Origin of the sequence: Hoeflea sp. CAU 1731 (assembly GCF_039888615.1) — a bacterium.
In the GTDB taxonomy this organism is placed as follows: Bacteria; Pseudomonadota; Alphaproteobacteria; order Rhizobiales; family Rhizobiaceae; genus Flavimaribacter.
In genome coordinates, this window is sequence record NZ_JBDQQS010000004.1 from 61,426 (window position 1) to 80,722 (window position 19,297).

Consider the following 19,297-nt stretch of genomic DNA (forward strand, 5'->3'; position numbering starts at 1 on the left):
GAGGGAACAATGCTCTATCGTGAAGCAGGCGACTTCAAGACCACTTACCGGGCCGACGAGCAGACCTTTCCGATCCGGTCGGAGCGCTGGCTGTTCTGGACAGTGATGGTGTTGGCCTTCGCCGTCGTTCCCTTCTTCATCAACGACTATTGGAACAAGGCGGTTCTGGTGCCCTTCCTCGTGTGGGCGCTGGCGGCGCTTGGATTGAACATCCTTACTGGCTATTGCGGCCAGGTGTCGCTTGGCACGGGCGGTTTCATGGCCGTCGGGGCGTTTGCATGCTACAAGATCATGACGGCGTTTCCCGACCTCAACATGTTCATCGTGGTCGTGCTTTCAGGATTCGTGACCGCCGGCGTCGGAATATTGTTCGGTCTGCCTTCGCTACGCATCAAGGGATTCTATCTCGCGGTGGCGACCCTTGCGGCGCAGTTCTTCCTGATATGGGTCTTCAACAAGTTTCCCTGGTTCTACAACTACTCGGCGTCGGGGCAGATCACGGCGCCTGAACGGACTATCCTCGGAATAGCGGTGACAGGTCCGAACTCATTGCCTTGGGCGACCTATCTGTTCTGTCTGGCAATCGTCTTCGTGTTCGCCTGGGTGGCGCGCAACCTCACACGCGGCCGCATGGGACGTTCCTGGATGGCGATCAGGGATATGGATATCGCGGCCGAAATCATCGGCGTGTCGCCGCTCAGGGCGAAACTGTCCGCTTTCGCCGTATCGTCCTTCTATATCGGCATGGCCGGAGCGCTTTTCTTCTCGGTCTATCTGGGCGCGGTGGAAGTCACCGAGGCCTTTGGCATCGACAAATCGTTTCTTGCGCTCTTCATGGTGATCATTGGCGGTCTGGGCTCGATTCTGGGCTCCTTCCTTGGAGCCGGGTTTCTGGTGCTTTTGCCGGTGCTTTTCAAGAACATCATGGTCAACCAATTCGGCTGGCCGACGGACGTCGCCGCTCATCTGCAGATCATGCTGATCGGCGGTCTGATCATATTTTTCCTGATCGTGGAGCCGCACGGGCTGGCCCAGCTCTGGCGATTGACCAAGGAGAAACTGCGTTTATGGCCGTTCCCCTATTAGGGGCGCGCGCCGAATGAATTCCTTTCGGGAGGAAGGGAATATCGAAATGTCTGTAAACCCCAGGAGGAGAGACATGAAATTGACAAAAATCGCCATGGCCGGTGTGCTTGCCGCCATGGTCAGTGCCCCGCCGGCGATGGCCGATCTGGTTTTCCCGGCGCTCAGCTACCGAACCGGCCCCTACGCGCCGAACGGCATCCCATTCGCCGACGGCTACGCCGACTATCTGACGCTGATCAACGAACGTGACGGCGGCGTCAACGGCGAGAAGATCCGCCTCGTTGAGTGCGAAACCGGCTACAACACAGAAAAGGGCGTGGAGTGCTATGAATCCACCAAGGGCGAAGGCGCGCTGATCTATCAGCCGTTGTCCACGGGCATCACCTACCAGCTCATTCCCAAGGCGACTGCAGACGGCATTCCGGTGCACTCCATGGGCTATGGCCGCACCTCGGCCGCCAACGGCAAGGTGTTCAAGTGGGTGTTCAATTATCCGGCCACCTATTGGGACGGCGCATCGATCGCCGTCAAGCACATCATGGATCAGGAAGGCGGCGATCTCAGCGGTAAGAAAATCGCACTCGTCTATCACAACTCCGCCTACGGCAAGGAGCCGATCCGCACCCTTGAGGAGCTCTCCAAGAAGCACGGTTTCGAACTGATGCTTATCCCGGTCGATCATCCGGGGCAGGAGCAGAAATCGCAGTGGCTGCAGATTCGCCGCGAACGTCCGGACTATGTTCTGATGTGGGGCTGGGGCGTGATGAACTCGGTCGCCGTCCAGGAAGCCGCCAATATCCGTTTCCCGATGGATCACTTCATCGGAATCTGGTGGTCGGGATCCGAGAACGACGTCGAGCCTGCCGGCGACGGCGCCAACGGTTACAAGGCGCTGGCTCTCGCTAATCCAGGCGGCGACTATCCGATCTACGAGGATCTTCAGAAATATGTCTACGACGCCGGCAAGTCTGCCGGTGACGGAACCCATACGAAGGAAGTCCTCTACAATCGCGGCATGTATGCTGCGCTTCTCGCCGTCGAGGCCGCCAAGAAGGCCCAGGAAATCCATGACACCAAGCAAATCGACGCTTCGATGATGCGCGATGGCATGGAGGCCCTGGAGATTACTGCGGCCAAGATGACGGAACTCGGTCTTCCGGAATTCGGTCCGGAATTCGCGGTCTCCTGTGAAAACCACGGCGGATCAGGCGTCGGCAAGATCCAGCAATGGGATGCGAGCGCCGGTGAGTGGAAGGTCATCACCGACTGGATTTCGGCTGATCGCGAAATCGTCGATCCGCTGATTGCCGAGGACTCTTCGGCTTATGCGCAGGAAAACAACATAGAAGAGCGCTGCAACTAGCAGCCCCTGACACCGCGGCCGGCGAGAAATCGCCGGCCGCTACCGGACACAATGCGGGACTCGCAAGGCCATGCTTCAGAAAGTCGACGACACAGCGCCGATCCTCAGGATCAACAATATCGAGGTCATCTACAATCACGTGGTCCTGGTGCTGAAGGGTGTTTCCCTGACCGTGCCGCGCGGCGGCATTGTGGCTATCCTCGGCGCAAACGGCGCCGGCAAGACGACGACGCTCAAGGCCGTATCGAACCTTCTGAAGGCCGAGCGCGGCGAAGTGACGAAGGGCGATATTCAGTTCGAGGGAAACGAGATACAGGAACTGTCGCCGTCGGACCTCGTGAAACGGGGATGTATTCAGGTGATGGAAGGCCGCCATTGCTTCGGCCATCTGACGATCGAGGAAAACCTCATGACCGGCGCCTATACCCGTAGCGACGGCAGAGCCAAGATCCAGGACGATCTGGAGATGGTCTATACCTATTTTCCACGGCTGAAAGAGCGCCGCAAATCGCTGGCTGGTTACACCTCGGGCGGTGAGCAACAGATGTGCGCCATCGGCCGGGCGCTGATGTCTCGGCCTTCAACCATCCTGCTCGACGAGCCGTCGATGGGGCTTGCGCCGCAACTGGTCGAGGAGATTTTCGAGATCGTCAAGAGCTTGAACAGCAACGAAGGCGTCTCGTTTTTGCTCGCCGAGCAGAACACCAATATCGCGCTCAAATACGCCACTTACGGCTATATCCTGGAATCCGGCCGGATTGTTCTCGACGGAAAGGCGGATGAGCTGCGTGAGAATGAGGACGTGAAGGAATTTTACCTCGGCGTTGGCGGAGAAGGCCGAAAGTCCTTCCGCGACGTCAAGCATTACAAGCGGCGCAAGCGTTGGCTGTCATAGCGGCTGGATGTTGGGAGGGGTTGACCTGCGCAAACCGGCTCGCTATTAATTGAACGAACGTTCATTTATTTAAATGCGCATCGTGCGATTGTGGTGCGTCTGGATGGTCTGATGGCGCGCAAGGTAGGATCGGTTGGAACGGAAACTGCCGACAAGGTGCGGCAGACTGCGCTTCTTCTGTTTGCGCGACACGGCTATGCGGCGGTGTCCATGCGGCAGATTGCCCGGCAAATCGATTTGCAGGCCGGCGCTATCTATAATCATTTCCCGACCAAGCAGCATTTGCTTCGAGATCTGCTCGTTTCCCATATGGAGCGTCTGTTAACGGCGTGGGAGGCGGAACGGGTGGAAGGACTTCCGGCCGGAGAGGCCCTGGTTGCGTTTGTGCGGTTTCATCTTCGCTATCACACGCAATGCGGCGAGGAGGTCTTTATCTCCTATATGGAGCTCCGCAATCTGGAGGAACAGAATTTTCGCGACATCGAAGCTCTTCGCAAGCGCTATGAAAAAGGTTTGCAGGACATCCTCGAACGCGGTGTGGCGGACGGAACTTTTCAGATTTCCGATCCGCGTGTGACGACTATGGCGCTGATCGCCATGCTGACCGGCGTCACCAACTGGTATCGGAACAGCGGCCGATTGTCGCTCAGCGAAATCGAGGCGCTTTACGTGGGAATGATATCCGGCACAGTCGGACTGAAGGAGGTTTAGGCGATGTTTACGACGGGGATGGCGTTCGGATTGGGCGAGGAGATTGATCTTCTTCGCGACACCGTTCATCGTTTCGCACAGGAGAAGATTGCTCCGCAGGCGGCCGAAATCGACAGCAGCAACCAGTTTCCGATGGAACTGTGGACCGAACTCGGATCTCTCGGTCTCCTCGGCATGACGGCTGATCCGGAATACGGCGGCACGGGCATGGGATATCTGGCCCATACCGTGGCGATGGAGGAGATTTCTCGCGCGTCCGCCTCGGTCGGACTGTCCTACGGCGCCCACTCCAATCTGTGTGTCAACCAGATCAATCGCTGGGGCACGAAAGAGCAGAAGGAACGCTACTTGCCTGCGCTGTGCAGCGGTGAAAATGTCGGCGCCCTGGCGATGTCCGAGTCCGGCGCCGGATCGGATGTGGTTTCGATGAAGCTGCGGGCAGAGGCGCGAAACGACCGCTTCGTCCTCAACGGCAACAAAATGTGGATCACCAATGGTCCGGACGCGGACACACTGGTTGTCTACGCCAAGACCGACATGGACGCTGGTCCGAAGGGCATCACGGCTTTTCTGATCGAAAAATCGATGAGCGGATTTTCCACGGCCCAGAAACTCGACAAGCTGGGCATGCGCGGCTCCAACACCTGCGAACTGGTGTTCGAGGATTGCGAGGTGCCGTATGAGAATGTTCTGGGCGAAGTCGGGCAGGGCGTCCGCATTCTGATGTCCGGGCTGGATTACGAGCGCGTCGTTCTGGCCGGTGGTCCGGTCGGCATCATGGCCGCCGCCATGGACGTCGTCATGCCCTATGTGCACGAACGGCGGCAGTTCGACACGCCGATTGGCGCGTTCCAGTTGATGCAGGGCAAGCTTGCTGACATGTATACGACAATGAATGCCTGCCGCGCCTATGTCTACGCCGTGGCGAGCGCCTGCGATCGCGGCGAGACCACGCGAAAGGACGCGGCCGGCTGCATTCTCTACGCGGCGGAAAAGGCGACGCAGGTTGCGCTCGAGGCCATCCAGACGCTCGGCGGCAACGGATATATCAACGAATACTCAACGGGCCGTCTGCTGCGCGACGCCAAGCTCTATGAGATCGGCGCTGGAACGTCGGAAATCAGACGCATGCTGATCGGTCGCGAAATGTTCGCCGAAACCGCCTGACCGGGAAAGCCATGTCCGAGATCAAGTCACAGATCATCCCGTCCTCGACCCTGTTCCGGACCAACAGCGCCCGGATGAAAGCGCTGACGGACGAAATGCGCGATATCGCGGGGTGCATTGAAAAAGGGGGAAGCGACCAGTCGCGGGATCGCCACGTCGCCCGCGGCAAGCTTTTGCCGCGCGAAAGGGTTCGACGGCTTCTCGACAGCGATTCGCCGTTCCTGGAAGTCGGACAATTTGCGGCGTGGGACATGTATGGCGAACAGATATCTTCGGCGGGCCTCATAGCCGGGATCGGCCGTGTATCGGGCCGGGACGCGATGATCGTCTGCAACGATGCGACCGTTAAGGGCGGCACCTATTTTCCGATGACCGTCAAGAAGCATTTGCGGGCGCAGGAGATCGCTCTCGAGAACCGGTTGCCCTGCATCTATCTCGTCGACAGCGGCGGCGCCAACTTGCCGAACCAGGACGAGGTGTTTCCGGACCGCGAGCATTTCGGCCGGATCTTCTTCAATCAGGCCAACATGTCGGCGCGCGGCATTGCGCAGATCGCCGTCGTGATGGGATCCTGCACGGCTGGCGGGGCCTATGTTCCGGCCATGTCTGACGAGACGATCATTGTCCGCAATCAGGGAACGATCTTCCTCGCGGGGCCACCTCTGGTCAAGGCCGCAACCGGAGAAATCGTTTCAGCGGAAGATCTCGGTGGCGGCGATGTTCATACGAGACTGTCCGGCGTCGCCGATCATCTGGCGCGGGACGACGCGCATGCGCTGGCGCTCGCCCGACGGGCCGTCGCCAATCTGGGCGCCGGCGACAAAGAACCAATGAGCGGCCAGGCGCCGGAAGATCCGCTTTATGACCCCGCGGAAATCGCGGGCATCGTGCCGACGGACATGAAGACGCAGTACGATATTCGCGAGGTTATCGCCCGGATTGTCGATGGCTCCCGCTTCGATGAATTCAAGGCGCGTTACGGCGCGACCCTGGTTTGCGGCTTTGCCCATATCCACGGAATACTGACCGGCATTATCGGCAACAACGGGGTGCTATTTTCGGAATCGGCGCTGAAAGGCGCGCATTTCGTGGAGCTGTGTTCCCAACGCGGCATTCCGCTTGTGTTTCTGCAAAACATCACCGGTTTCATGGTCGGTCAGAAATACGAGTCCGGCGGCATCGCCAAGGACGGCGCGAAACTGGTGACGGCGGTCGCAACAACCGCGACGCCGAAGATCACGATGATCGTTGGCGGATCCTTTGGCGCCGGCAATTACGGCATGTGCGGCCGCGCCTACGATCCGCGCTTTCTGTGGTCATGGCCGAACAGCCGAATCTCCGTGATGGGCGGCGAGCAGGCCGCCGGCGTTCTCGCAACCTTGCGGCGGGAAGGAATAGAGCGCGGCGGCGACGAGTGGAGCGCCGAGGACGAGGCCGAGTTCCGACGGCCGATCATCGAGCAGTTCGAGCATCAGGGACATCCTCTCTATGCGTCTGCGCGATTGTGGGATGACGGAATAATCGATCCCTGCCGTTCCCGCGAAGTGCTTGGTCTGTCTTTGTCGGTAACCCGCAACCGGGCGATCGAGGATACGCGCTTCGGCGTGTTCAGGATGTAGGAGTGGCCATGTTCTCCAAGATACTTGTCGCCAATCGCGGAGAGATCGCCTGCAGGATCATGCGAACGGCGAGGGAGATGGGTATTGCGACCGTCGCCGTCTATTCCGACGCGGATGCGGCTTCTCTGCATGTCGCGATGGCGGACGAGGCGGTTCGAATCGGGACGGCCGCGGCTTCAGAAAGCTATCTGCTCGGCGATCGCATCATCGAGGCTGCGCACGACGTCGGAGCGGAAGCAATTCATCCGGGCTACGGCTTTTTGTCCGAAAACCCGGATTTCGTGGACGCGGTTGAACGCGCCGGGCTCGTCTTTATCGGACCGTCCGCCGAAGCCATTCGGGCGATGGGTCTGAAGGACGCCGCCAAAACGCTGATGGAGAAATCCGGCGTGCCGGTGGTTCCCGGCTATCACGGCGAGACCCAGGAACTGGTGGTGCTGGCCGGCAAGGCGAACGAAATTGGCTATCCGGTGCTGATCAAGGCGCGCGCAGGCGGCGGCGGAAAGGGAATGCGGCTCGTTACCGACCCTTCGAAGTTTGGCGACGCGTTGTCAGCCGCGAAACGCGAAGCGGAAGCTTCCTTTGGCGACGGTCGGGTGCTTGTCGAGAAATTCGTCGCCACGCCTCGTCATATCGAGGTGCAGGTCTTTGGCGACGATCATGGAAATCACGTCTACCTGTTCGAGCGCGACTGCTCGCTGCAACGCCGGCACCAGAAGGTCATAGAAGAAGCGCCGGCACCCGGCATGCCAGCCGAGATGCGCACGGCCATGGGCGAAGCGGCTGTGCAGGCGGCCAAAGCCATTGGCTACAGCGGCGCGGGGACGGTCGAGTTTATCGTCGACGCCAGCGATGGACTGCACCCCGATCGCTTCTACTTCATGGAGATGAACACAAGGCTCCAGGTCGAACATCCGGTGACCGAGATGATCACCAGGCTAGACCTTGTCGAATGGCAGTTGCGGGTCGCCGCCGGTGAACCGCTGCCCATGAGCCAAGGGGAGCTGGAATTTTCCGGCTGGGCTTTCGAGGCCCGGATCTATGCGGAGGATGTGCAAAAGGGGTTTCTTCCTGCGACGGGCGTCCTGCAGCATCTCTCATTTCCCGGCGAGCCGGCGCGGGTCGATTCCGGCGTCAGGGCCGGGGACGAGATCACGCCGTTTTACGATCCGATGATCGCCAAGCTGATTGTCCACGGTCCAAACCGGAACATTGCCCTCAGTCGTCTGGCGGCCGCGCTTGCCAGAACCGAGATTGCAGGCGCGACGACAAATCTCGAATTTTTATGGCGGCTGTGCCGCAACCCGGAATTTGCGCAGGGAGGCGTCGACACCGGCCTCATTGATCGCGAAATTGCATCGCTCTCGGCCTCTAATCCGGCCTCTGACGAAATGCTTGCGCTTGCGGCGCTGTCGGCTGTTGGCGTCGGATACGCGCCGCACGGCAACGACCCCTTTGTGACGATTGGCCCCTGGTCCCACTGGACGGCCGCGAAGCGGATCGTTCATCTTGTCGCCGACGGCGTCGATTTCGCGGTCACGCTATATCGGCATTCGCAGGCTCGCTGGTCCGCTGCAATAGACAGATCGGACCGAACGAGCAGCGCTGGACTGGAGTTCGTGCTCTTCAACGCCAGTGACGGGCTTTACCGGGCAGGGTTTGGGAATCGCCAGGTCAATCTTCACTGTGTTCGGGAAAAGGGTTCGGTGGCCGTCTTTATGGGCGGTCGGACCCATACATTCCAGATCCCGGCAGATGCGTCGACAGACGATGATGTCCAGGCGCCAGGCGACAGGCTCGTCGCTCCGATGCCTGGCATAATCAAGCAGATCACCGTAGCAGAGGGCGATGAGGTGCAATTGGGCGCTCCGATAATCGTGATGGAAGCGATGAAGATGGAGATGACCCTGGAGGCGCCGGGTGACGGGATCGTGGCTGAAGTTACCGTCTCAGAGGGAAGTCAGGTAAAAGACGGAGTTGTTCTGGTTATTCTGGAAACGAAAATCGATGACTAGGTGGATTTTTCAAGAACAGTTTTCTGTTTAGACTTTCTGTCCACAGACAAACGAAGATCTTTTTGTTTGAAGGCCAATCCACATTATAAGTTGCTTGCCTGGTTGCATAATGTCGTATTTTGCGTAGACTTTTTACTGTAGTTGGTGTGTGTGCAGTTTCAATTTCCTCCCTAGACTAGGGCTGCAATTATGCAGCCTTTTTTTTGTGCATATATTTCATATGGTTAAGGTTTAGTCGATTGAGCAGTTTGTGATTGGCAAACGCATTGTTGCGTAAAAAATGATTCGCGCTGATTCGGCTTGATGGCGTATTTTTGCGGCGTTGAAGACGCAGTTGACGACCTATCAGTCAATTCGGGAGGCTTGAATGGAGAATATTTTGGCGCCGCGCGATGTGACGACATTTTGGTTCGACGAACTGGAGGAACGAAACTGGTTCGAGAAGAACGAGGAGATCGATCGCGCCATCAGAAAGCGCTTCATGGACACGCACCTGGCGCTTTCCGCGCACGTTCCGCAGGAATGGCGCGAGACGCCGGAGGCTGCACTTGCCTTGATCATTGTTTTCGACCAGTTTCCTCGCAATATTTTCAGAAACAGCCCGCATGCTTTCGCGACCGATCCTTTGGCGCTCAGGGAAGCCACGCTGGCAATAGAGAAGGGTTTTGATCTTCAGACGCCTGAAAAACACAGGCTGTTTATTTATATTCCGTTCGAACACTCGGAACGCATCGAGGATCAGAATCGTAGCGTCGCGCTCTTTGAAACCTTGAATGATGAAAATCTGATGAAATATGCGCTGGCGCATCTCGACGTCATCGAAAAATTTGGCCGTTTTCCGCACAGAAATGCAATTTTGAGGCGTGTTTCGACACCCGAGGAAGAGGCCTATCTGGCGAAGCCGGGAGCAGGATTCTGAGCACAATATTCGTGCGTTCAGACGTCGAGAAGACAAACAAAATATGTGTTTTTGAACGGTTTCTCTGAAATTTAATCCAATAAAGCGTATACAATGGTCGCTGTTGAATTTATTGACATTGCTTATAGCAAGTAGTTGATAACCAGTTTTACAACTTTCTGTCGGTGAGGAGGCCTGTTTCAAACAGGTTTATCTACGGTTAGTAGATGGCGTGCCACAATCGAGGCGTGTTTGAAGCTGTTTGGTTTTAAGAATGACTGTCGTGTCTGAAATTTCCCAGGACAAGCCGCTCTGTGTTGATCTCGATGGAACACTCGTCGCGACCGATACGCTGTGGGAAAGTCTGTTGCGGCTGTTGCTCCGCAATCCATTCATGATCTTCAGCGTCATTCGTTGGGTGTTGAACGGAAAGGCTACGCTGAAATGCGAGGTCAGCAAGCGTGAAAAAACCGATCCGGCGCAGTGGCCATTTCGGCCGGAAATCCTCGATTGGCTAAAAGCGGAGAAATCCAGGGGACGCCATATCCTTCTCGTGACCGGCGCTCCGGGGGAGGTGGCCAATGGTATCGCGGATCATCTCGGCATGTTCGATGGCGTATTTCATACGAATAAAGCGATCAATCTCACGTCGCTGCGCAAACGCGATCTTCTGGTCGAGCATTTTGGCGAGAAGGGCTTCGATTATCTTGGCGACAGTAACGATGACATCCCGGTTTTCGACGCGGCCCACAACGTCTATCTCGTGCGCCCCCACGGCTCGGTTGGCCTGTGGCTCAAGAACAATTCGCAGGCGGAAGTTCTCGTAGAATATGGCAATGCGTTCCGCACTTCGCTGAAAGCCATGCGGGTTCATCAATGGTTGAAGAACACGCTGCTTTTCGTTCCGATTGTTCTCCAGCACGAATATTTTGAGCTTCTCTATGCGCTGGACGGTATTATCGGTTTCTTCTCTTTCAGTTTCGCGGCGAGCAGCGTTTATATCCTTAATGATCTCGCCGATCTGAGGAATGACCGGCGTCACAGTACAAAGCGTTTTCGCCCCATCGCGAGTGGCCAGCTCGACATACCAACCGCCATCATGCTCGCCGGCGGCCTGCTTGTCGCATCTTTGGCTTTGGGCTTGCTCCTGCCGCCGGTTTTTTTGTTGGTGCTCGCCGCCTATCTGGGAGCCACGACCGTCTACTCCTTCTTTCTCAAGAAGAAACTGCTCGTGGATGTGTTCACCTTGGCCGGTCTGTTCACGCTGCGGATCATCGCCGGCGCGGCGGCCGTCGGGGCAAGCCTCTCGTTCTGGCTGCTGGCTTTCTCAATATTCTTCTTCCTGTCCCTTGCCCTCGTCAAACGCTATGTCGAACTTCAGGAACTTGATTCATCGGAGGGATCGAAAAAAGTCGGTCGCGGATATTACGCCGTTGATTTCGAGATGATCGGACAGGCCGGGATTTCCTCTGCCTTTGCAGCGGCCCTCGTCCTGGCTCTCTATATCCACAGTGAAGAGACCCGGGAAATTTATCAGTCGCCCCTTTTCCTATGGCCACTGTGCCCGCTGATCCTCTACATGCTGCTCAGAATATGGATGCTGGCGCGCAGGGAACAGATGCATGACGATCCCGTGGTCTTCATCATTCGCGACTGGCGCAGCCAACTCGTCACCGCAACCGGGGCTCTGCTGATGGCGTTGGCGGTCGCCTTTCCCACATGAGCTATGAAAGCTGGGGCCGGCTGCGGCTCCGGGACCGTAGCGGCGTCGACGCTGCTTCCATTAGTGTAATCGACGGCGGGATCCCCGGTGGTTTTCTTCCATTCGGCAACGGCCGCTCTTATGGCGACAGCTGCCATAATGACGCAGGGACACTTGTCGATTGTCGTAGTCTCGATCGGATAATCGAATTCGACCCTGAGACAGGCGATCTGCATTGCCAGGCCGGCGTCCTACTGTCCGATATCCTTGCCTACGCCATTCCGCGCGGATTCTTTCCGCCAGTGACGCCAGGAACGCAATATGTGACTGTCGGCGGCGCTATCGCCAATGACGTGCATGGCAAAAACCATCATCGACGCGGCGTCTTTGGAAACTGGTTGCAATCCTTCCGATTGATGCGCAGCGATCTCGGGACGATACAGTGCGACAGGCGGCAAAACAGCGAGCTCTTCGCAGCGACGATAGGCGGGATGGGTCTGACGGGTTTGATTACGGACGCCGTCATTCGCCTGGTTCGGACGCCCGGGTCGGATATCCTTCAACATACGTTGCGATTTTCATCCATCGACGGCTATTTCGACGCTTTCGAGAGCTTCGATCGCAACCATGAATACGCCGTCGCCTGGATTGACCAGTCAGCGCGAGGCGGCGACTTTGGCCGCGGCCTGCTTCTGGGTGGGGATCATGCGCAAGGCAAAGAACAGGCCGCCCCGCCCCGCAGTCATGCACGGCTTTCCGTACCGTTCACACCTCCGATCAGCCTTGTGAACTCGATGAGTATGCGCGTCTTCAACGCATTGTATTTCCGCAAGGAAAATGCCGGGTCGAGCGTTCGGGAAGTCCCCTGGCGGAGTTATTTCTACCCGCTTGATGCGCTGGGTCACTGGAACCGGCTCTACGGACCACGGGGGCTTCACCAGCACCAGAGCGTTTATCCGGAAATCACTGGCAGGCAGACAACAATCAGGCTGCTGGAATGCGCTCAAGCGCATGGTCACGCTTCATTCCTGACTGTTCTCAAGCGGTTTGGCAGCGAAAAATCACCGGGTCTTTTATCGTTTCCGCGACCGGGTTTTACGCTGACGCTCGATTTCGCTAATCGGGGCAAGCCGACAGAGACATTGCTGGACGCGCTTGATCGTATCGTCATGGAGGCCGGCGGGGCGGTCAATCCCTACAAGGACGGGCGCATGCCGGCGGACGTATTCGCCGGATCCTTCCCGAATTGGCGCGACCTCGAAAACGTCAGGGATCCAGCCCTGATGTCGGATTTCTGGAGACGGACCGCCATGACATTGGAGAAGCAGAACTGACCGAACGATCGCAGCAATGACACGGCCATTCGCAAACGCAAACAAGCGTTAACCCTCTTGCTTCACCGATTCTACTTGTATTTGTGGCAGGAAATCAGAAACGGGACTTCGTTATGAACTACATACCATTTATCCTATTCACCGTTCTGACCAATGCGGGCGCACAATTGCTGCTCAAACAAGGCGCCAATTCATTGGGCGAACTGGATATATTCGCCGGAAATCCGGTTGTCAGAATTCTGCAGATCGCCTTCAATCCCTGGGTGTTCTTTGCGCTCGTCTCGTTTGTCGTCTCCATGGCGACGCATATCTACGTCCTTACCAAGGTGGAGTTGTCATTCGCCTATCCGTTTTTGAGCCTCGCCTATGTCATCGTGGTGCTGTTCGCCTTCTTCGTGTTTCACGAAACTCTGGGCGGTTGGCGGATTGCCGGCATCACCCTGATCTGTGTGGGCACTATTCTTGTGGCTCAGTCAGGCCGCGAAGTGTCGGCGACGGTCATTCCGCAACACGATGTTGGCGACGACAGCCACGTTGATTGATGCCGTGACCATCCGGACGCGTCACGAAATATCTGGAGCGATCGAACCATGAGTGTCAGAACAACCAAACCTTCTCTTCTGGGCGTCGAAGACGCCAAGGCGCTGGGCATTGAACAAATGATCACGCTTTTCCGGGATCATCTCAATCCCGGACAGTTGCATTTCATGAAGCTGCTCGGATTCAACAAGATAAAGATCGAGACGGCGGAGGGCATGTACTACATCGATCAGAACGGCCGAAAAATCCTCGATTTCTTTGGCGGATTCGGTTCGCTCGCGCTTGGGCACAATCACCCACGAGTGCTCGAAGCCCGTAAGCGCTTCCAGGATGAAAAGCGCCACGAAATAGCCATCGCTTTCATATCGCAATATGCTGCGGCGCTCGCAAAGAACCTTGCCGAGATTTCGCCCGGCAGCCTGGACATGGTCTTTCTGGGCTCCAGCGGTTCGGAAGCCATGGAGGCCGCCGTCAAGTTGGCCGAACGCGCCGCAGGACCGGGACGACACAAGGTGGTCTATGCAGAGAACTCATTCCATGGCAAAACGAAGGGCGTGCTTTCTCTGACAGACTCACCGCTCTATCGCGGGCAGTTCCGTCTGGTCGAAAACACCATCCGCGTGCCTTTTGGCGATATCGATTCCATCAGAAGCGCCTTCGAAGCCGATCCGCAGATCGGTGTAATTGTTCTTGAAACGGTTCAGGGTGGCGGCGGCATTGTCGGAGCGGAGCCGGCTTTCTGGCAGGAACTGCGACGGCTGTGCGACAAGCATGGCGTTCTGTGGGTCGCCGACGAGGTTCAGTGCGGCGTCGGACGCACGGGTCGCTTCTATGCCTTCGAACACGCCGGCGTCGTGCCTGACGTGACGGCGCTTGCAAAATCACTTGGCGCCGGCAAGACCGCAATGGGCGCGATGATCGCCCGGCGCGACGTCTATATGAAAGCCTATGGAAAGCCCGGCACCGCGCTAATCCATGGTCCCGCCACTTTCGGCGGTATTGGCGAAGCGTGCATTACAGCGATCGAAGGCCTCAACGTTCTGTATGACGAGGGGCTGATAGACAATTCCGCCGAACAGGGCGCTTATCTCCTTTCCGAACTGCAGCGCCTGCAAGGCAAGTATCCGAAAATCATCAAGGACGTTCGCGGTCAGGGGTTGATGGTGGGGCTCGAGTTTCAGGACTTCAGCCAGACGCTGCCGGTTGTTTTGCGCCCCGTGGTCTCTGTACTGGACGAGAAACTGAAAGGATCGCTATCCGGCTTCGTCGGCGCGCTCCTGTTGCGTGATTATGACGTACTTGTCGCCTTCACCGAATACAATCGCAATGTCATCCGTCTTGAACCGCCTCTGATTTGCGGGAAGGAACATGTAGACACCTTCGTTTCAGCGCTCGACTCGCTGCTTGGACGCGGCATCATTGCTATCGTGCGCGATTTCGTCGCGAGCCAGGTCAAGTAACGCCGCGCGCCTTGAGCGGCGGGCAGGGCCTATTGTGCCGGCACATCCGTTTCGAGAATATAGGCATCGAAACATGCCGTGAGTTCTATTTTTCGGTGCTTGTCCAGCGCCGGGCGATAGATTTCCTCCAGAAGCAGGATCGCCGGAGTCACCGGGCATTTTGGTGAGAGTATGAGGTCTGTGTCCCGGACCGCCTGTGTGGTGCTTGCGTCAAGCGGCGGGATAGCCCGGAAGGGATCGGCGCCGATGGCGACGTGTTCAGGCGCTTTACGGTTCATCACAAAGGGCACGATGTTGGTGAAATCAAGTGTGAATATCGTGTCGAAAGTGACATCGTTCTCCTGCTCGTAAGCTTGGATGGCGTCGATGAGTTCGTCGTGCATCATCAGCCACATTGCCTGGAAACCGGGTTCCGAATAGAGAAGGAAGGACGTCATTTCTCCCTCCTCGGACAGTCGCCGGGTCACCGGAACGTTTTCCTCATAGTGTTTTTTCATTCTCTCGGCGCGTTCGTATGACACGTCTTTTACGATGACCTGGCCGATCGTGCCGAGATTGCGGTTTTCGAGGGCATAGTTGTCACCCATGAGGGAAACAGCCGTCGTTCGGATAGCCTTGTGGAGCACGCCGCCGATAATCGGAACGCACATAAAGGCGATCAGAAGTACAAGTACAGTGGTGGAGGCGTGCTGCCGGCGCCGGTTGTTGAGCCAGATCTTGAGCACGCCGGGAAGAACGATAATGAATGCATGGCTTCCGGTGTTCTGGGTCTCGAAGAACAGACCTGCAAAGAGCAGGACGCCCAGCCAAAGCCAGTCACGATGAATGGCGAAGGCTGAATCGTCGATCGTCGAACCGGTCATCCGCGTGACGAACCGCCCCGCGCCATCCTTCATATCGCTTATAATCAGATAGAGTCCGAGTAGGCCGCTGGCGAAGACGACGCCGGTGAAGAGCGAAGTCGCGGTAAGAAAACGGGGAAGGAGGACGCCTTCGTTCCGCGTGGTCAGCGCCAGAATATCCTGAATGTAGTATCCGATCGTTCCGTCATAAAGCTGCCAGGCTTCAAGGAACGCCAGAAACATGACGGCAGTCATGATCGCCGTGCGCACTCTGATCAGGCCGCATGCGAAGGCAAAAGCGAGAACCAGGCCGCCGCTGATAAAGCCCGTAATTTTTGTCAGAAACAGCGCAAGAGTCAGTATAATGAAGAGGGCAAGACGGATCGATCTGTTGTCGACGAAGAGAACCACAGTCGTCAGGAGATACATCAAAAGCGCGCTCTGACGATTATAAATGCCGAAACCCTCAACACCCGGATAGGGGTAGAATCCGACGACATTGAAAGGCAGCGCTGCGAAAATCAAGAAACCGGCCAGCAGCGACCAAGCAACTGCGCGTGAGCGTGGTCCGATGTCTAAAAGGATCAGCGACATCACAGGAGCGGCGATGACGAGAATGCACCAGTCTGCGAGAAGCAGTGGATTGCCTTTTGGAAAAAGCCACTCGAACAGAGCGAAGAGATAGTAGCCGAGCGGCCCGACCGGCGCGAAAAAGTCCACAATCGGCGTTTGCCCCTGAGCGATGCGTCCCGCAGCGTCAAGATAGATAAATGTGTCCCAGTACATGGGACCGATCATCAGGGCGACCGGGTAGCTGAGCATCGCCGCCAACAGGCACAGAAATATCACAAGCCACAATTGCGGGCTGGTCAGTACTGATGAAAACAAGCCGCTTTTGGCTGTCCCGGATCCTGGTGATTCCAACATGTTGTCCATCAAACTTTGAAATGCAATTCGCGCGAGTAAATAGCAGGGCTTCACCAAGCAAAGGTAAACTGCGGCGCAGATCCCGCAACTTTCATGCGCCTGTCTACCGCAGGTCGCCGGCCGTTTTTTGCATGTCGCAAACAGGCGGTAGCACAGTTGTGCTCGGCGGCATAGTTGATCCGTAATCTAACAAACCGGCCCGAGTGGCCCCTGGAAGGGCGTGGACATGAAAGACAAAGCGCGAGCAGTTGTCATTGGTGGTGGCGTGGTCGGCGTTTCGACTCTGTATCACCTGGCGAAGAAAGGCTGGGACGACGTGGTCCTTCTCGAACGGAAGGAATTGACATCGGGGTCAACCTGGCATGCCGCGGGTCTTTTGCCGCTCTTCAACATGAGCTACTCAGTCGGGCAGATCCACAAATATTCCGTACGCTTCTATCAGGATCTGGCGAAGGAAACCGGTATGGACACCGGCTTCCGCAAGGTGACGAACGTGCGTCTCGCGCGAACGAAGGATCGTCTCGACGAGTATGAATACTATATGGGCGTTGCCGAAACGCTGGGTATCTCAGTCGAACCCATGACGCCGGAAGATATTGCCGCCAAGTGGCCCTACGTCAATGTGGACGGGCTTCTGGGCGCGATCGTCCATCCGGAAGACGGCTATATCCAGCCTGCCGATCTGACGCAAGCGCTCGCCAAGGGCGCGCGAGACCGGGGAGCGACCATCTACCGAAACACTGTCGTCACAGCCATCGAGCAGCAGGATGACGACAATTGGGTCGTGAAGACGGACAAGGGCGATATCGTCTGCGAACACGTCGTTTCGTGCACCGGTAACTTCGCACGCAAAACCGGCGCCATGGTTGGGCTGGATGTTCCGGTCATTCCGGTGGAGCATCAGTACATCGTCACCGAGGCGCATCCGGAGATCAGGAAGTTTCGTTCCGAAGGCGGCGCGGAGCTTTGCGTACTGCGCGAGTCGGATTCTTCCTGGTACATGCGCGAGGAGGCCGGTGGACTGCTCCTCGGACCGTACGAAAAGGGCGCGCCGTGCTGTTATGTGGACGGTCCGACGGACGATTCCGAGTATGAATTGTTCCAAGAGGATATCGAGCGGTTGATGCCGCATATCGAAACCGCCATCGAGCGGGTTCCCTATTTTGGCGAAGTCGGAATCAAGAAAGTATATAACGGCGCGATCGCCTACACGCCGGATGGCTCTCCGATCGTTGGACCGGCGCCGGGCCGCAAGAATTTCTGGCTCAACGAGGGGCATTCCTTTGGCGTAACGGCCGCCGGCGGCGCCGGATGGCAGCTTGCGGAATGGATCGTCGAAGGCGAACCGACCATCGACATGATGGGCGTCGATCCGCGCCGTTTCGGACCTTACGCCACAGAAGGATATCTGCGCGAGAAGAACGAGGAAGCCTACGCCAATGTGTTCACGCCGCACTATCCCGACGAAGAGCGCGGCGCCGCGCGGCCGCTGAAGCGGGCGCCCTGCCACGATCGCATGAATGAACTGGGCGCGGTTTTCGGGTCTGTCTATGGCTGGGAGCGGCCGAACTGGTTCGCGCCGGAAGGCTACGCCATCAATGTCGATGACATTGACAAGCCTGACGTGCTCACCAATCACAATCATCCGGAGCCGGACGCCGACGGCAATATCAAGGAAATCTGGTCCTTCCGTCGTTCCAACTACTTCGAGCACATCGGCGAGGAAATTCGCAACGTTCATGAAAAAGTCGGCCTTCTGGACATGTCGGCTTTTGCGAAAATGGAAGTCTCGGGACCTGGCGCGCGTGACTGGCTGGACTCCATTCTCGCCAATTCCATCCCGAAGAAGCGGGGCCGGATCGCGCTTGCGCATCTGCTGACGAAACAAGGCGGCGTGCGTTCCGAATTTACGGTCTATGAATGGGCGCCCGGGCGTTTTTACCTGGTGTCCGCCGGCGCCTTCGAGGCGCATGATCATGACTGTCTTCGAAAACTTGCGCCTGCGGATGGATCTGTGCGTCTGAACGCCATCACCGAGCGGCTTGGCGTGCTGGTGCTGGCTGGGCCCCAGTCCCGGAAAGTCCTGCATAAGGTTACGAGCGCCAGTCTCGAGAACCCCGACTTCCCGTGGCTTTCGGGAAAGCAGGTGAACATCGGTCCGGCGACTGCACAGGCTCTCCGGGTCAATTTCGTCGGCGAACTTGGCTGGGAATTGCACCACCCGATCGAACAGCAAAACACCATCTTCGACCTGATTATGGAGGCCGGGGCCGAATACGGAATCAAGCCGTTCGGAATTCGCGCCATGACGGCGATGGCGATCGAAAAATCCTATCGCCTGATCCCGCGTGAGCTCTCGATCGAATACAATGCCTACGAATCCGGCCTCGATCGCTTCATCAAGCCGAACAAGGGAGATTTCATCGGCCGCGATGCGGTTGTGCGCAAGCGCGAGAATGGGCTCGACTGGAACTTCGTCACGCTGGAAGTACAGGGCGTCACCGACGCCGACGCTCGGGGCAATGAGGCGATCTACAAGGACGGCGCTCTTGTTGGTCGTGCGACCCATGGTTCCTACGGTTGGCGGTGCGGAAAATCTCTGGCGCTCGCCATGGTGCGGCCGGAACAGGCGGAGCCCGGAAATACAGTCAGCATCCGCATTCTTGGTGACATGTATGATGCGGTCGTGGTCGCTGAAAGCCCGTTCGATCCGGACAATGAAGCGCTAAGGGCCTGAC

The 19,297-nt window shown here is 57.3% G+C and carries 14 protein-coding genes; 13 read left to right on the forward strand and 1 reads right to left on the reverse strand.

Annotation, left to right across the window (positions count from 1 at the left end):
* The first annotated feature begins 9 nt into the window (after window positions 1-9).
* From AAFN47_RS08380 to AAFN47_RS08435, 12 genes are all read left to right on the forward strand, one after another.
* Entirely contained in the window at window positions 10-1,086 is a 1,077-nt protein-coding gene (locus AAFN47_RS08380) for a branched-chain amino acid ABC transporter permease (protein ID WP_499808761.1), read from the forward strand.
* A 73-nt stretch (window positions 1,087-1,159) separates the two neighbouring features.
* Window positions 1,160-2,449, forward strand: coding sequence for an ABC transporter substrate-binding protein (locus AAFN47_RS08385; RefSeq protein ID WP_499808762.1), 1,290 nt, complete (start codon window positions 1,160-1,162; stop codon window positions 2,447-2,449).
* A gap of 70 nt (window positions 2,450-2,519) precedes the next feature.
* Window positions 2,520-3,344, forward strand: coding sequence for an ABC transporter ATP-binding protein (locus AAFN47_RS08390; protein ID WP_499808763.1), 825 nt, complete (start codon window positions 2,520-2,522; stop codon window positions 3,342-3,344).
* A 111-nt stretch (window positions 3,345-3,455) separates the two neighbouring features.
* On the forward strand, window positions 3,456-4,055 hold the full coding sequence (locus tag AAFN47_RS08395; protein WP_499808764.1) for a TetR/AcrR family transcriptional regulator: 600 nt from the start codon (window positions 3,456-3,458) through the stop codon (window positions 4,053-4,055).
* 3 nt (window positions 4,056-4,058) lie between these two features.
* Entirely contained in the window at window positions 4,059-5,222 is a 1,164-nt protein-coding gene (locus AAFN47_RS08400) for an isovaleryl-CoA dehydrogenase (protein WP_499808765.1), read from the forward strand.
* A gap of 11 nt (window positions 5,223-5,233) precedes the next feature.
* A complete protein-coding gene (locus tag AAFN47_RS08405) occupies window positions 5,234-6,841 on the forward strand; it encodes a carboxyl transferase domain-containing protein (RefSeq protein ID WP_499808766.1) in 1,608 nt (535 codons plus the stop codon).
* An 8-nt stretch (window positions 6,842-6,849) separates the two neighbouring features.
* A complete protein-coding gene (locus AAFN47_RS08410; protein ID WP_499808767.1) occupies window positions 6,850-8,856 on the forward strand; it encodes an acetyl/propionyl/methylcrotonyl-CoA carboxylase subunit alpha in 2,007 nt (668 codons plus the stop codon).
* 367 nt (window positions 8,857-9,223) lie between these two features.
* Entirely contained in the window at window positions 9,224-9,775 is a 552-nt protein-coding gene (locus tag AAFN47_RS08415; RefSeq protein WP_499808768.1) for a DUF924 family protein, read from the forward strand.
* 262 nt (window positions 9,776-10,037) lie between these two features.
* A complete protein-coding gene (locus tag AAFN47_RS08420) occupies window positions 10,038-11,477 on the forward strand; it encodes a UbiA family prenyltransferase (RefSeq protein WP_499808769.1) in 1,440 nt (479 codons plus the stop codon).
* Window positions 11,474-12,790 (forward strand): FAD-binding oxidoreductase, encoded by a 1,317-nt coding sequence (locus AAFN47_RS08425; protein WP_499808770.1) that lies wholly within the window; start codon window positions 11,474-11,476, stop codon window positions 12,788-12,790. The genes AAFN47_RS08420 and AAFN47_RS08425 overlap by 4 nt, the downstream gene beginning before the upstream one ends.
* A 113-nt stretch (window positions 12,791-12,903) precedes the next feature.
* Window positions 12,904-13,332 (forward strand): EamA family transporter, encoded by a 429-nt coding sequence (locus AAFN47_RS08430; protein WP_499808771.1) that lies wholly within the window; start codon window positions 12,904-12,906, stop codon window positions 13,330-13,332.
* 48 nt (window positions 13,333-13,380) lie between these two features.
* On the forward strand, window positions 13,381-14,790 hold the full coding sequence (locus AAFN47_RS08435; RefSeq protein ID WP_499808772.1) for an aspartate aminotransferase family protein: 1,410 nt from the start codon (window positions 13,381-13,383) through the stop codon (window positions 14,788-14,790).
* Window positions 14,791-14,819: 29 nt separating this feature from the next.
* Here AAFN47_RS08435 and AAFN47_RS08440 read toward each other — a convergent pair whose 3' ends face one another.
* Window positions 14,820-16,520 (reverse strand): hypothetical protein, encoded by a 1,701-nt coding sequence (locus tag AAFN47_RS08440; protein WP_499808773.1) that lies wholly within the window; start codon window positions 16,518-16,520, stop codon window positions 14,820-14,822.
* Between the two features lie 265 nt (window positions 16,521-16,785).
* On the opposite strand from AAFN47_RS08440, the gene AAFN47_RS08445 reads away from it, so the two are divergent.
* Entirely contained in the window at window positions 16,786-19,296 is a 2,511-nt protein-coding gene (locus AAFN47_RS08445) for a GcvT family protein (RefSeq protein WP_499808774.1), read from the forward strand.
* The last annotated feature ends 1 nt before the right edge of the window (window position 19,297 follow it).

Excerpts from the sequence above, each read along its gene's own strand:
- AAFN47_RS08390 (WP_499808763.1), top strand. The coding sequence starts at position 2,520 with ATGCTTCAGAAAGTCGACGACACAGCGCCGATCCTCAGGATCAACAAT.
- AAFN47_RS08400 (WP_499808765.1), top strand. The coding sequence starts at position 4,059 with ATGTTTACGACGGGGATGGCGTTCGGATTGGGCGAGGAGATTGATCTT.
- AAFN47_RS08425 (WP_499808770.1), top strand. The coding sequence starts at position 11,474 with ATGAGCTATGAAAGCTGGGGCCGGCTGCGGCTCCGGGACCGTAGCGGC.
- AAFN47_RS08445 (WP_499808774.1), top strand. The coding sequence starts at position 16,786 with ATGAAAGACAAAGCGCGAGCAGTTGTCATTGGTGGTGGCGTGGTCGGC.
- AAFN47_RS08395 (WP_499808764.1), top strand. The coding sequence starts at position 3,456 with ATGGCGCGCAAGGTAGGATCGGTTGGAACGGAAACTGCCGACAAGGTG.
- AAFN47_RS08410 (WP_499808767.1), top strand. The coding sequence starts at position 6,850 with ATGTTCTCCAAGATACTTGTCGCCAATCGCGGAGAGATCGCCTGCAGG.
- AAFN47_RS08385 (WP_499808762.1), top strand. The coding sequence starts at position 1,160 with ATGAAATTGACAAAAATCGCCATGGCCGGTGTGCTTGCCGCCATGGTC.
- AAFN47_RS08435 (WP_499808772.1), top strand. The coding sequence starts at position 13,381 with ATGAGTGTCAGAACAACCAAACCTTCTCTTCTGGGCGTCGAAGACGCC.
- AAFN47_RS08405 (WP_499808766.1), top strand. The coding sequence starts at position 5,234 with ATGTCCGAGATCAAGTCACAGATCATCCCGTCCTCGACCCTGTTCCGG.
- AAFN47_RS08430 (WP_499808771.1), top strand. The coding sequence starts at position 12,904 with ATGAACTACATACCATTTATCCTATTCACCGTTCTGACCAATGCGGGC.
- AAFN47_RS08380 (WP_499808761.1), top strand. The coding sequence starts at position 10 with ATGCTCTATCGTGAAGCAGGCGACTTCAAGACCACTTACCGGGCCGAC.
- AAFN47_RS08415 (WP_499808768.1), top strand. The coding sequence starts at position 9,224 with ATGGAGAATATTTTGGCGCCGCGCGATGTGACGACATTTTGGTTCGAC.